Source organism: Roseomonas marmotae (assembly GCF_017654485.1).
GTDB classification, from domain to species: domain Bacteria; phylum Pseudomonadota; class Alphaproteobacteria; order Acetobacterales; family Acetobacteraceae; genus Pseudoroseomonas; species Pseudoroseomonas marmotae.
Genome location: NZ_CP061091.1, coordinates 2,157,661 through 2,170,419 on the forward strand (window position 1 = coordinate 2,157,661; position 12,759 = coordinate 2,170,419).

General features: G+C 68.3%; 10 protein-coding genes and 2 pseudogenes. 5 read left to right on the forward strand and 7 right to left on the reverse strand.

The window, feature by feature from the left end:
* Positions 1-88: 88 nt before the first annotated feature.
* A complete protein-coding gene (locus tag IAI58_RS10245) occupies positions 89-1,558 on the forward strand; it encodes an MFS transporter (RefSeq protein ID WP_207445943.1) in 1,470 nt (489 codons plus the stop codon).
* A 114-nt stretch (positions 1,559-1,672) separates the two neighbouring features.
* Complete coding sequence (locus IAI58_RS10250; RefSeq protein WP_207445944.1) at positions 1,673-2,836, forward strand: hypothetical protein; 1,164 nt, start codon at positions 1,673-1,675, stop codon at positions 2,834-2,836.
* On the opposite strand, the gene IAI58_RS10255 is transcribed toward IAI58_RS10250, so the two are convergent.
* Positions 2,833-3,375, reverse strand: a complete 543-nt coding sequence (locus tag IAI58_RS10255; protein ID WP_272877175.1) for a LysR family substrate-binding domain-containing protein — start codon at positions 3,373-3,375, stop codon at positions 2,833-2,835. The genes IAI58_RS10250 and IAI58_RS10255 overlap by 4 nt on opposite strands.
* Before the next feature lie 66 nt (positions 3,376-3,441).
* On the opposite strand from IAI58_RS10255, the pseudogene IAI58_RS10260 reads away from it, so the two are divergent.
* Positions 3,442-4,661 (forward strand): annotated as a pseudogene (locus tag IAI58_RS10260) (IS256 family transposase).
* A 230-nt stretch (positions 4,662-4,891) separates the two neighbouring features.
* Here the strand turns inward: IAI58_RS10260 and IAI58_RS23035 are convergent.
* A pseudogene (locus tag IAI58_RS23035) lies at positions 4,892-5,161 on the reverse strand (helix-turn-helix domain-containing protein); the annotation flags it as partial.
* Positions 5,162-5,188: 27 nt separating this feature from the next.
* On the opposite strand from IAI58_RS23035, the gene IAI58_RS10270 reads away from it, so the two are divergent.
* Positions 5,189-6,454 (forward strand): MFS transporter, encoded by a 1,266-nt coding sequence (locus tag IAI58_RS10270; protein WP_207445945.1) that lies wholly within the window; start codon positions 5,189-5,191, stop codon positions 6,452-6,454.
* Positions 6,455-6,461: 7 nt separating this feature from the next.
* On the opposite strand, the gene bluB is transcribed toward IAI58_RS10270, so the two are convergent.
* Both bluB and IAI58_RS10280 read right to left on the reverse strand, forming a co-directional pair.
* A complete protein-coding gene (bluB, locus tag IAI58_RS10275) occupies positions 6,462-7,121 on the reverse strand; it encodes a 5,6-dimethylbenzimidazole synthase (protein ID WP_408906192.1) in 660 nt (219 codons plus the stop codon).
* Between the two features lie 55 nt (positions 7,122-7,176).
* Positions 7,177-7,506 carry a YnfA family protein gene (locus tag IAI58_RS10280; protein WP_207446089.1) on the reverse strand — a complete coding sequence of 110 codons (330 nt, stop codon included), beginning with the start codon at positions 7,504-7,506 and terminating at the stop codon, positions 7,177-7,179.
* A 118-nt stretch (positions 7,507-7,624) separates the two neighbouring features.
* Between IAI58_RS10280 and IAI58_RS10285 the strand changes: the two genes are divergently transcribed.
* Positions 7,625-8,797: an iron-containing alcohol dehydrogenase gene (locus IAI58_RS10285; RefSeq protein WP_207445946.1), complete on the forward strand. Its 1,173-nt coding sequence runs from the start codon at positions 7,625-7,627 to the stop codon at positions 8,795-8,797.
* Positions 8,798-8,806: 9 nt separating this feature from the next.
* Here IAI58_RS10285 and IAI58_RS10290 read toward each other — a convergent pair whose 3' ends face one another.
* From IAI58_RS10290 to secD, 3 genes are all read right to left on the reverse strand, one after another.
* Positions 8,807-9,991, reverse strand: a complete 1,185-nt coding sequence (locus tag IAI58_RS10290) for an EAL domain-containing protein (protein WP_207445947.1) — start codon at positions 9,989-9,991, stop codon at positions 8,807-8,809.
* A gap of 207 nt (positions 9,992-10,198) precedes the next feature.
* Complete coding sequence (secF, locus tag IAI58_RS10295) at positions 10,199-11,155, reverse strand: protein translocase subunit SecF (RefSeq protein ID WP_207445948.1); 957 nt, start codon at positions 11,153-11,155, stop codon at positions 10,199-10,201.
* Positions 11,156-11,169: 14 nt separating this feature from the next.
* Positions 11,170-12,756 carry a protein translocase subunit SecD gene (gene secD / locus IAI58_RS10300; protein WP_207445949.1) on the reverse strand — a complete coding sequence of 529 codons (1,587 nt, stop codon included), beginning with the start codon at positions 12,754-12,756 and terminating at the stop codon, positions 11,170-11,172.
* Positions 12,757-12,759 lie beyond the last annotated feature (3 nt).

Sequence of the window (12,759 nt, forward strand, 5' to 3'; positions counted from 1 at the left end):
CATGCTCCCGCCCCGGCAGCAAGATCCGCGCTGCAACGCCGCCGCTGCCACGGCGTTGGCCGGAAGTGCGTGCAGGAGGGAGGCGTGCATGGAACGGCAGGTCGCCAAGGGGGAGGTCTTCGAGACCGATGTCCCGGCGCGGTTGGACCGGCTACCCTGGGACCGCTTCCACTGGCTGATCGTCATCGCGCTGGGTATCACCTGGGCGCTGGACGGTCTGGAAGTCACCCTGGTCGGCTCCCTGGCCGCCGCCATCCACGAAAGCCCGAGCCTGGCCCTGAGTGAGACGCAGGTCGGGCTTTCGGCCTCGGCCTACCTGATCGGCGCCGTGCTGGGCGCGGTGGTCTTCGGCTGGCTGACGGACCGCTGGGGCCGGCGCAAGCTCTTCTTCATCACCGTGGGCCTCTATCTGGTTTCCAGCGTCGCCACGGGCTTCTCCTGGGATTTCTGGTCCTTCGCCTTCTTCCGCGCGCTGACGGGCGCCGGCATCGGCGGCGAATACGCGGCGGTGAACTCGGCGATCCAGGAGATGATCCCCGCCCGCAAGCGCGGCACGGTGGACCTGGCCGTCAATGGCACCTTCTGGGCTGGTGCGGCACTGGGCGCGGCCTCGGCGCTGGTGGTACTGGACCCGGCGGTGGTGGACCCCGAAATCGGCTGGCGCGCCGCCTTCATCGCCGGCGGATTGCTCGCCTTCGTCATCATGCTGTTGCGGAACTGGGTGCCGGAAAGCCCGCGCTGGCTGATGACGCACGGCCATGCCGACAAAGCCAGCCGCATCGTGGCGGAGATCGAGGCAGGGGTGGCCTCCCGCCACGGGCCGCTGCCGCCGCCGCAATACGGCCCGGTGCGGATGCGCCGGCGCGGCCATACCTCGCTCGACGATGTCATCGAGATCATGCTGCACCGCCAGCGGCGGCGCACCGTGCTGGGCATCACGCTGATGGCCTGCCAAGCCTTCTGCTATAACGCGATCTTCTTCACCTATGCGCTGGTGCTGACGAAGTTCTACGGCATCCAGTCGCAGCATATCGGCTGGTATCTTCTTCCCTTCGCCCTGGGCAACCTGCTGGGCCCGCTGCTGCTGGGGCCGCTCTTCGACAGCATCGGCCGCAAGACCATGATCACGCTGACCTATGCGGTGGCGGGTATCCTGATGGCCATCTCCGGCTATGCCTTCCTGCAGGGCTGGCTCTCGGCCTGGGAGCAGACGCTGGCCTGGACGGTGATCTTCTTCTTCGCCTCTCCCGCGGCATCGGCCGCCTATCTGACGGTGGGCGAGGCCTTTCCGCTGGAGATGCGGGCGATCGCCATCGCGCTGTTCTATGCCTTCGGCACCGCCATCGGCGGCGTCGCCGGGCCGGCGCTCTTCGGCTGGCTGATCGAAGGCGGGCAGCGGGGCGATATTTTCTGGGGCTTCCTGCTGGCGGCGGTGCTGATGCTGGTGGCGGCGGCCACGGAATGGCGCCTGGGCTTCGCGGCAGAGCGGCGCGCGCTGGAGGATGTCTCGGCGCCGCTTTCCCTGCATCAGGATGATGCCGGGCCCGCCACGCGCTAGCATCGCGCAATAACGCCACATCGGCCTGCTCGCGGCCGGTGTGGCGTGTTAGTGAGGGGCATTTCCGTTGGCCGCCAGGTTCAGGCCATTCCTGCGGATAATGGATCTTCGTGGATGCCCAGCCCTGACGTCGCTGGCCGCCCCAGGCCGGCCAATACCGAAATCATCTTCCTCTTCATCGGCGGGGCCCATCATGTCTACCACCTCGCCCCCGTCGCCGCGGAACTGACGCGGCTGCTGCCAGGCCACTCCGTCACCTGTCTTTCCTGCAGTGCAGAGACGAGCGCCGCGCTGGAGCGGGTGCGCGCGGTGCTGGAGGTGCCGGCCCTGCGGATCGAGCCCGTCCGCGTGCCGCTCTGGGGGCGGCTGCTCTCGGCCGTGACCGGGCGCCACAGCTCGACAAAGATGCCGCTGCTGCTCTCGCTCAGCCCCCGCCTGCGCCGGGCCGCCGCCATCGTGACACCCGAGCGGACGTCGGCCCAGCTGCGGATGATGGGCCTGCGCCATAAGCTGATGATCCATTTCCGGCACGGGGCAGGGGATCGCGCGCCTCGCTCCGAGCAGCGCCAGTCAGCCTTCGATCTGGTGGTGGTGCCGGGCGAAAAGGATCTGCGGCGCGCGCAGGAAAAGGGCTACATGCCCGCCGCCAAGATGCGTGCCTGCGGCTATGTGAAACTGGAATTCTGCACACGCCTCGCCAGGAACGCGCCGCCTCTCTTCGAGAATGGCCGGCCCACGGTGCTCTACAACCCGCATTTCGACGCGGCCACCTCATCCTGGCCGCTCGCGCGCCAGGTCATCGAGTGCTTCGCCGCTCAGTCCCGCTACAACCTGATCTTCGCGCCGCATATCCGCGCGGCCGAGAACATGGAGGCGGCGGAGCGGGCGGAGTGGGAGGCCCTGGCGCGTCCCGGCAGCATCATCGTCGACCTCGGCTCCGAGCGCCTGATCGACATGAGCTACGTACTGGCGGCGGATATCTACCTCGGCGACATATCCAGCCAGCTCTACGAGTTCCTGGCGCGGCCCAGGCCGGTGGCCTTCCTCAACGCGCATCGCGTCGCCTGGAAGGGCGACCCGCGCTTCGCCGGCTGGGAACTGGGCGAGGTCGCGGAGAGCGTGGAGGAGATCATGCCTATGCTCGACCGTGCTGTGCACTCGCATCCCGGCGTGGTGCAGCGGCAGCAGGCCGCGCTGCGCCAGGCCTTCGGTGACATCGAAGGGGCCGCGCGACGTGGGGCGGAGGTGATTGCCGCGGCGGTGGCGGCCCGCGCCTAGCCGGCGGCCGACCGGGCCTGGCGGCGCAGCTGGCGGATGAAGGCGCGGGTCGCGGGCGCGGCCTCGTTGCGGCGGAAGGCGGCGGCGAGTTCGGCGTGAAGGGGCTCTCCGGCCAGCGGCCGATAGGTCAGCCCAGGCAGCCGGAGGCTCTCCCGCAGCGAGTCCGGGACCAGTGCCACGCCGATGCCGAGCGCCACCAGCGCCGCCACGGCCACCAGATCGCGGCCGTGATGCACCAGGCGCGGCGTGAAGCCCGCCCGCCGCCCCAGCGAGAGGGTGTGGTGATAGAAGCCCGTGCTCATCTCCGCATCCGGGGTGACGAAAGGCTCATCCGCGAGCTCCTCCACCCGGATCGCGGTCTGGGCGCTGAGGGGGTGCTGCTGCGGCAGGGCGAGCCAGAGCGGTTCCCGCAGCAGGACCAGGGTGGCGACGCCATCAGGCAGGACGGGCGGCGGGCGGATGAAGCCGATATCGAGCCGGCCTTCGCCCAATGCCTCCAGTTGCGGAATGCTCTCGAGCTCCTGCAACCGCAGCTCCACCTGCGGCTGGGGACTGTCAGGAATTTCGTGTGTGGCGGGGCATAGTAGGGAAGAAGGAGACCCCCTATGGCCCGACGGAAAGAGCCGCGGATCCCGGATGCGATCCTGGACCAGTTGCTGGCCGGTGCGGACGCCAGAACGGCCTTCGAGCAGGGCGGCCTGCTGGATGAGCTGAAGAAGGCGTTCACCGAGCGGGCGCTGAACGCCGAGATGGACCACCACTTGGCCGGAGAGGGTGGTGAAGGCAACAGCCGCAACGGCTATGGCCGGAAGTCGGTGGTCACTGACAGTGGCAAGCTGGCGCTGGAGATCCCACGCGACCGGCAGGCGAGCTTCGATCCGCAGCTGATCGCCAAGTACCAGCGGCGCTTCCCTGGCTTCGATGACAAGGTCATCTCGATGTACGCCCGCGGCATGAGCGCGCGGGAGATCGTGGGCCACCTGCGCGAACTCTACGGCATCGAGGTCTCGCCCGACCTGATCAGCGCTGTCACGGATGCCGTGCTCGACGAGATCAGCGCCTGGCAGAACCGGCCGCTGGAGCCCGTCTACCCGGTGGTGTTCTTCGATGCCCTGCGGGTGAAGATCCGGGATGAGGGCCTTGTCCGCAACAAGGCGGTGCACATCGCGCTGGGCGTCCGGGCCGACGGTGGCAAGGAGATCCTGGGCCTGTGGCTGGAGCAGAATGAGGGTGCGAAGTTCTGGCTGCGGGTGATGAACGAGCTGCGCGGCCGCGGTGTCGAGGACCTGCTGCTGGCGGTGGTAGACGGGCTGAAGGGCTTCCCTGAGGCCATCCTGGCAGTGTTCCCGGAGGCCGTGGTGCAGACTTGCATTGTTCACCTCCTGCGCCAGAGCCTGGACTTCGTCGCCTACAAGGACCGCAAGCCCGTGGCCGCGGCGCTGAAGGCGATCTACCAGGCCGTGGATGCCGCCGCCGCGAAGCGGCCCTGACTGCCTTTGAAGCAGAATTCTGGGGCCAGAAATATCCCGCCATTGGCCAGAGCTGGCGCCGCGCCTGGACCGAGGTCGTGCCGTTCTACGCATTCAGCGTCGAAATCAGACGGTTCCTCTACACCACCAATGCCATTGAGGCGCTGAACGCGAAGCTGCGCCGTGCAGTTCGAAGCCGAGGGCACTTCCCCACGGATGAGGCCGCCCTGAAGCTGCTGTTTCTGGTCTTGCACCGGGCGGAGAAGGAGTGGACCATGCCGCCGCGGGAATGGTCCATGGCTAAGGCGCAGTTCGCCGTTCTGTTCGGCGAGCGCTTCACTCGCGCCATGGCCTGAGCATGTTCAACCGCTCCGCCGCACACGAAATTCCTGACAGTCCCCTGCGGCTGCGCCTGCCGCCAGGCGGCGACGCTGGCCCCGAGCAGGCCTGAGAAAGCCGCCGAGGCAGCGAAGCCGACATTGACGATGCCCAGCTCCGCACGCCCGGCCAGCCGCCCCGTGCGCTCGGCGCGCTCCACCTGTTCCAGTGCCGGCCCGGCGTCACGCAGGAAGAGCTGGCCCGCATCCGTCAGCGCGACCGAGCGCTTGGTGCGGCGGAACAGGCGCACGCCCAGCAGGACCTCCAGCCCCTGCACCTGCTCTGTCAGCGCGGGAGGGGAGATGCCCAGCCGCTCAGCCGCGCGGCTGAAATGCAGCGTCTCGGCGACGGCCAGGAAGGCTCTGAGATGACGCAGCTCCAGGACAGCCTCCTGTGAATGTCGGGAAGACAGTATTCGGCTTGACCGAATTATTTCATCGCACCTGCCATATGGCGGCAAGGCCGGTGGCGGGCGCATGTTGCAGTGCGAAATCCTGGACGACCGATGAACCAGCTTGCCTCCTCCAACCCGCCCGCGGCACCGACCCTGGCCAGCGCCGCCACGGACCCGGCCGAGGCGCTGTATATCGAGCGGGGCACGCCGGCTTTCCTGCGGACCAACCTCGCCTTTCTCTGCGCCGGCATCGCCACCTTCGCGCTGCTCTACTGCGTGCAGCCGCTGATGCCCGTCTTCACTGCGGAATTCGGCGTCAGCCCCGCAGCCAGCAGCCTGTCGCTGTCACTGGCCACGGCGTCGATGGCGGTCTGCATGCTGGTGGCCAGCGCCATCTCCGAAGCGGTGGGGCGCAAGCCGGTGATGCTGGTCTCGGTCTTCGCTTCGGCGGCCATCACCATCGCCTGTGCCTTCATGCCGGGCTGGAACAGCTTCCTGGCGTTGCGGATGCTCCAGGGCATCCTGCTCAGCGGCCTGCCGGCGGTGGCCATGGCCTTCATCGCGGAGGAAGTGCATCCGCGATCCTCCGGCTTCGCGATGGGCCTCTATATCAGCGGCTCCGCCATGGGCGGCATGCTCGGGCGCGTCATCACCGGCCTGCTGATGGAATGGGGCGGCTGGCGGCTGGCCTTGGGGGGCGTGGGTATGCTGGGACTGCTGGCGGCGGTGATCTTCTGGCGCTGCCTGCCGCCCTCCCGGCATTTCCAGGCGCGGCCCCTGGCGTTGCGAGGGCTGGCGGAGAACTTCGCCCTGCACCTGCGCGATGGCGGGCTGCGCTGGCTGTTCCTGGAAGGCTTCCTGCTGATGGGGTCCTTCGTCACCGTCTACAACTACATTGGCTACCGCCTGCTGGCGCCGCCCTTCACCCTCAGCCACGCCACGGTCGGGCTGGTCTTCACGGTCTATCTGGTGGGCATCGGCAGCTCGACCTTCGTCGGCGGGCTGGCGGACCGTTTCGGACGGAGGCGGCTGCTCTGGATCGTGCTGCTGGCCATGCTGGGAGGGCTGGGGCTGATGGCGGTGGATTCGCTGCCGGCCATTATGGCCGGCATCGCCATCGTCACCTTCTGCTTCTTCGGCGCCCATTCCATGGCCAGTTCCTGGGTCGGGCGGCGGGCGCGGATGGCGCGGGCGCAGGCCTCCTCCCTCTACCTCTTCTGCTACTACATGGGTTCCAGCATCGTCGGCGCCGTGGGCGGGCTGGCCTGGTCGTCCGGCGGCTGGCCGGGTGTGACGCTGGTGGTGGGCGGCTGCCTGGCGCTGGCACTGGTGGCTGGGCTGCGGCTGGCACGGCTGCAGCCGCTGCCGCAGGGCTAGCGGCGGTTCAGCGCCGGATCAACGCGGCCGCGGCCGGTCGACGGCGTTCCCAGCCCAGGCGTTCCAGTTCCGGCGTCTCCTGATCCGCCTCGGGATAGCCGAGGCAGAAATAGCCGATGAACCGCCAGTCCGGCGGCACCTCCAGGGCGGCCGTGACCGCCGCCGGGTCCAGGATGGACACCCAGCCCAGCCCGAGGCCCGCGGCCCTGGCTGCCAGCCAGAGCGTATGCACCGCCATCACCGTCGAATAGGCGGTGGTTTCCGGCATGGTGCGGCGCCCCAGCCCGTGTCCCTGGGACGGATCGGGGACCGAAAGGACGGCGAGGTGGCAGGGCGCCTGATCAAGCCCCGAAAGCTTCAGTCGCGCGTAGAGAGAGGCACGCGCGCCTCTCTGGCTGGAAAGAGCCTCCGCATTGCAAGCCTCGAAGCTCGCGCGGATGGCGGCGCGGCGGGCGGGCTCATCCACCAGCACGAAGCGCCAGGGCTGGCTGAGACCCACGGAGGGGGCGAGACTCGCGACCGCGAGCAACTCGTCCAGCAGCCCGGGCGGCAGGGGATCGGTGCGGAAGCTGCGGACGTCGCGGCGCCAGCGGAACAAGGCCCTGAGGTCCTCGCGAAAGCGCTCATCGAAGGCTGGCGCGGGGGAATGCGGCATTTCCATGCGCATGATCTTACGCCATCCGCCGGGGCGCGGGGATGCCTGATGGGAACCGAGCCCCGGCCTAGCCGCCGCGAGGCGCCAGAAGGATAACTGCTGTGCCGGCGATGCACAGGCTGACCCCCAGCACGTCCCAGCGATCCGGCCGCACGCCCTCGGCGGTCCAGAGCCAGAGCAGTGAGGCCGCGACATAGACCCCGCCATAAGCCGCATAGGCCCGGCCCGCGGCATCCGTCTCTGCGCGAGTCAGCAGCCAGGCAAAGGCAATCAGGCAAATCATACCCCCCGCTGCCCAGAGCGGATGGCGCCCCAGCCGCAGCCAGGCCCAGAAGCCGAAGCAGCCGGCGATCTCCGCCAGGGCTGCGGCGGCATAGAGCAGGAAGGTGCGGGACATGCCGGCCAGGGTCGCGCGTGATCCGGCCGGCGGCAAGTGGACCTCTCCCGCATTCTGCCCGATCCTGGCGACATTAGGGCGCGGGCGACTCTCGCCCGCGGCAGGAGGAATGACAGTCATGAACCCCATCTCCCTCGTGGCACCAAGGAAGCTGCTGATCGGCGGCGGCTCGCTGGCCCGGCTTCCGGCGCTGCTGGCGGAATTCGGCCTCTCCCGCCCGCTGGTGGTCACGGACCCCTGGATGGTCTCCTCCGGCACGGTCAACCGCGCGCTGGAGCCGCTGAAGGCCGCGGGCATGACCGCCCAGGTCTTCTCCGAGACGGTGCCCGACCCCACCGACACCGTGGTCGAGGCCGGCGTGGCCGCACTGAAGGCGGGCGATTTCGACTGCCTGGTGGGCTTCGGCGGCGGCAGCCCCATGGATACCGCCAAGGCCATCGCCATCCTGGCCGCCGCGGCGCCGGGACAGAGCATGCGGGATTTCAAGGTGCCGGCCTCGGCGGACCGGGCGGCGCTGCCGGTGATCTGCGTGCCCACCACCGCCGGCACGGGTAGCGAGGCGACGCGCTTCACCATCGTCACCGACACGAAGCATGACGAGAAGATGCTGATCGCCGGGCTGGGCGCGCTGCCGCTGGCCGCCGTGGTCGACTACGAGCTGACCTTCAGCGTGCCGCCGCGCGTGACCGCCGATACCGGCATCGACAGCCTGACCCATGCGCTGGAAGCCTATGTCAGTGCCCGGGCGAATAGCGTCTCCGACATCTATGCCCAGGCGGCGATGCGGCTGATCGCCGCCAATCTCCGCACCGCCTATGCCGAGCCGCAGAACCGCGCCGCCCGCGCCGCAATGATGGAGGGCGCGACGCTGGCGGGCCTGGCTTTCTCCAACAGCTCCGTCGCGCTGGTGCATGGCATGAGCCGCCCCCTGGGCGCGCATTTCCATGTGCCCCACGGCCTTTCCAACGCCATGTTGCTGCCGGCTATCACCGCCTTCGGCCTGGAAGCCGGGCTGGCGCGCTATGCCGAGGCGGCGCGCGTCATGGGCGTAGCGCCGGCGGGAAGCTCCGATCAGGAAGCCGGGCAGTTGCTGCTGAAAGAACTGCGCGCGCTGAACCAGGAACTGGGCGTGCCCAGCCCGCGTGCCTACGGCGTCGCGCAGGACCGGTTTGAATCGCTGCTGGAGCTGATGGCGGAGCAGGCGCTGGCCTCCGGCAGCCCGGGCAACAACCCGCGCGTTCCGGACGCGGCGCAGATCATCGCGCTCTACCGCGAGGTTTACGGGGACTGAAGCGCAGGCCTACTGCCGCGGGCGCAAGGACAGGCTCTGCCAGGCGTTTCGCCACGCCGGCAGAGCGATAGCGGGCAGAGGGCGGGCGATGGCATAGCCTTGTGCGTGATCCACGCCCGCCGCCGCCACCGCGTGCCAGAGCCGGGCATCCGAAACGCCTTCGGCCGTCACGGTCATCCGGGCGGCATGGGCCATGCGGACGAGGCGCTGCACCTCGGCCCGCGCCCGCCGCCGCGTCGGCATGGCCGCCACGAGGTGGCGGTCCAGCTTGATGCCGGAGAAGGGCAGGGAGATCAGCCAGGAGCGGTCTTCCTCCAGCCCCATGTCGTCGATCAGCACTGTGACGCCGGCGCCGCGGAGCCGCTCCAATGCCCGCCGCAGCGTGACGCTATCCTGTACAGGAGAGGTCTCGGTCATCTCCAGAACCAGGGCGGAGAAAGGAAACCGGGTCTTTTCTTGCAGATCCCGTAACCAAGCCAGGAGATCACGTTCGAGCAGTACGTTCAGCGGCAGGTTCAGGGCAAGTGATGCTCCCACCCGGCTGGCAGGGGTGGCGAGTTCGCTGAAGGCGCGGTGTGCGACGGCGATGGAGAGGGCCCTGCCAAGGCCGTTTCGCTCGGCCAGCGGTACGAAGGCGTCTGGGCGCAGTGGTGCGTCGTCACGCCGCTGCCACCGGGCCAGGCCTTCGAGCAGGACCGGGCGACGGTCAGCGATACGGACCACAGGCTGGTAGCGGACCGTGATCTCACCCCGCTGCAAGCCGATGGCGAGGTCCATGGGATTGTCGGTCGGAACCTGCCGCCGCACCTGCGCCGCCTGTTGCAGCGCGCGGGCGAGGGAAACCGGCTCCGCCGCCGCCCAGGTCAAGCCAGGGGGGATCATCCTCCCGGCGGCTTCGGTGCCCGGCTGCTCCACCACCACCACCATGCCGGTATCGCCGAAGGGATCGCCGGCTGTGGCCAGAAGGGCTGGCCAACTCGGGCCTGCCGCCGAGATCTGGCAGATGACCTGATGCGGCCATTCTCCGGCTGAGAAAAGCCGCGCCAGGACCTCCCAGCCATTGTTCAGGAGAATAGGAGGGCCACGCTCCAGTCCGCGCGCCGCCTCCTGCGTTGCTGCGATGACCTCAGGGTCACGCGCCAGCAGCAGCATTGAAGCTTCGCCCGGCGGGGCCGGGCGGAAGCGCATGGGCATAGGCAGATCTCCAGAGGAGCCACCACCTGTTTTAATGCAGCGTCCCCGCCAGCGCCAAGACTCGTCTCAGATTCCACGCATGCTTTCGGAATGCTGGAAAAGCCCGGCGCGACATCCGGTGTTATGAGAATATTTTGGTCAATTTCTATTAAATGAGAAATTTTCCCGAGAACTCTCCTCCGGCGCATGCCGGAGGAGAAGCTCATTTCAGCGCGGAGCGGCCGCTGGTGCTTTCACCGGATCTGCGCTGCGGCGCAGCCGGTTATCTCCCAGGAACAGAAGCATCGGCGCAGCGATGAAAATGGAGGAAGAGGTCGAGGCGATGATGCCGAAGACCATGGTGATGGCAAAGCCCGACAAGGCGTCGCCCCCGAACAGCGCCAGCGGCACTGCCGAGAGCAGCAGCGTCATGGATGTCCCGAGGGTGCGATTCAGCGTCTCATTGATCGAGCGATCGATCAGGTCCCGCAGGGGCATGGTCTTGTACTTGCGCAGGTTCTCGCGCATGCGGTCATAGACCACGACCTTATCGTTGACCGAGAAGCCGATGATGGTCAGCACAGCCGCCACGGTCGTCAGGTTGAACTCGATTCGCGTGATGGCCAAGAAGCCGACGACCTTGGTGGTCTCCAGCAACAGCGTGACAATCGCGCCAACAGCGAACTGCCATTCGAAGCGCACCCAGATATAGATCATCATCGCCAGCATCGAGATGCCGAGGGCGATCAGGCTGCCGGTGAAAAGCTCGCCGCTGACGCGGTTGCCGACGGCTTCCGTCCGCAGGATGCGCGCCCCGGGAGAGACGGATTCCAGTGCGTTGCGCACCTTGATCACGGCATCCTGGGTCGCGGCTTCATCACCCTGCACGGGCAGGCGGATCAGAACGGTGCTGGCGTCGCCGAATTCCTGCAAGCCGACATCGCCAAGGCCAAGCCTGCCGGTGGCGTTGCGCAACTCGCCGATATTGGCAGGGCTGGGGGTGCGGACCTCCATGACGATGCCGCCGCGGAAGTCGATGCCCTTCTCCAGGCCGGGGTAGAAACCCAGGATGATGGAGGCGATGGAGAGCAGGATCGATATGGCTATACCGATCTTGCGGCCCTTCATGAAGGGGATGTGCGTATTGTCCGGCACCAGCCGGAAGAGGGGGCGAGCAAGGAACATCTGCGGGAACCCCTTTACACCGGCAGTTCGCGTGGCCGGCGCGCCCGGTACCACCAGGAGACGAGCAGGCGCACCAGCGTCGTCGCCGTCCACATCTGCACCACCGTGCCGATGGCGACGGTGATGGCGAAGCCGCGCACCGGTCCGGAGCCGAGGCCATAGAGACAGGCCATGGCGATCAGGTTTGTCAGGTTGCTATCCATGATCGTGCCGGAAGCCTTGGTGAAGCCGGCTTCCAGCGCGCTGGCCGGCGGGCGGCCCAGTTTTGTTTCTTCTCGGATACGCTCGTTGATCAGGATATTGGCGTCCAGCGCTGTGCCGAGGGTCAGGACCACGCCGGCGATACCCGGCAGGGTCAGCGTCGCCTCCAGCACCGAGAGGGCTGCCGCCATCAGCAGCAGGTTGACCAGCAGCGCGACATTGGCGAACCAGCCGAACAGGCCATAGGCCAAGCCCATGTAGAGGAAGACGAATGTGGCGCCGACGGCCAGGCTCAGCAGCCCGGCGCGGATGGCGTCCGCGCCCAGTTCGGGCCCCACCGTGCGTTCCTCGACCACCGTGAGGGGGGCTGGCAGGGCGCCGGCGCGCAGCAGCACCGCCAGCTCATTGGCGCTGGCGGCATTGAAGCTGCCGCTGATCTGGCCGCTGCCGCCCGTGATCGGCTCACGGATCACCGGCGCGGTGATTACCTTGTTGTCCAGCACCACCGCGAAAGGACGGCCGACGTTCTGGCGCGTGATCTCGGCGAAGCGGCGGGTGCCCGCGGAGTCGAAGGTGAAGTTCACCACCCATTCGCCGGTCTGCGGGTTCTGGCCGGCGCGGGCGTCGGAGAGGTTGGCGCCATCGACCTCGATGCGCCGGCGCACGGGATAGCGCTGGCCGGGCTGCTCGCCCTCCAGGAACTCGACGCCCGGCGGCGGGGTGGCGGCCTGCATGTTGGCCGTCTCGTCGAGCAGGCGGAAGGTCATGCGGGCGGTACGGCCCAGCAGTTCCTTGATCCGGTTGGGGTCCTCGACTCCCGGCAGCTGCACCAGCACGCGGTTGCTGCCCTGGCGGGCGATCAGGGCCTCGGAGGTGCCGCTCTCGTCGATGCGGCGGCGGACGATTTCGACCGACTGTTCCACGGCAGCGGCGGCCCTGGCGCGCAGCGCCGCCTCGCTCAGCGTGGCGGTCACGAGCCCCTCGGGGCTGACGGCGATGTCCAGGTCCGGGGCGGTGGCGCCACCGCCGATGGCCACGGGATTCGCCAGCTCCCGCATCGCCTCGATCGCGGCCTGGCTCTGGCCAGGATCCCGCAGGCGGAAGGACAGGCGGCGTTCCTCCGGCTGCGTCGTGAGGTTGAGATAGCCGATATTGGCCTGCCGCAGCTTGGTGCGGGTGGCATCGGCGAGGCTCTCCAGCCGTTCCCGCACCACTGCGGCGGTATCGACCTCCAGCAGCAGGTAGGAGCCGCCGCGCAGGTCTAGCCCCAGCGAGATCTGCCTTGCCGGCAGCCAGGACGGGATGGAGCCACGCGGAAAGAAATTGGGCAGCGTGAGCAGCACGCCCAGCAGGATGACGCCCAGAATGGCGGCGACCTTCCACCGCGCGAAGTACAGCATGGC

Coding starts and splice junctions, on each gene's coding strand:
- IAI58_RS10250 (WP_207445944.1), top strand. CDS start 1,673: ATGCCCAGCCCTGACGTCGCTGGCCGCCCCAGGCCGGCCAATACCGAA.
- IAI58_RS10290 (WP_207445947.1), bottom strand. CDS start 9,991: ATGCCCATGCGCTTCCGCCCGGCCCCGCCGGGCGAAGCTTCAATGCTG.
- secF (WP_207445948.1), bottom strand. CDS start 11,155: ATGTTCCTTGCTCGCCCCCTCTTCCGGCTGGTGCCGGACAATACGCAC.
- IAI58_RS10270 (WP_207445945.1), top strand. CDS start 5,189: ATGAACCAGCTTGCCTCCTCCAACCCGCCCGCGGCACCGACCCTGGCC.
- IAI58_RS10280 (WP_207446089.1), bottom strand. CDS start 7,506: ATGTCCCGCACCTTCCTGCTCTATGCCGCCGCAGCCCTGGCGGAGATC.
- IAI58_RS10285 (WP_207445946.1), top strand. CDS start 7,625: ATGAACCCCATCTCCCTCGTGGCACCAAGGAAGCTGCTGATCGGCGGC.
- IAI58_RS10245 (WP_207445943.1), top strand. CDS start 89: ATGGAACGGCAGGTCGCCAAGGGGGAGGTCTTCGAGACCGATGTCCCG.
- bluB (WP_408906192.1), bottom strand. CDS start 7,121: ATGCGCATGGAAATGCCGCATTCCCCCGCGCCAGCCTTCGATGAGCGC.
- secD (WP_207445949.1), bottom strand. CDS start 12,756: ATGCTGTACTTCGCGCGGTGGAAGGTCGCCGCCATTCTGGGCGTCATC.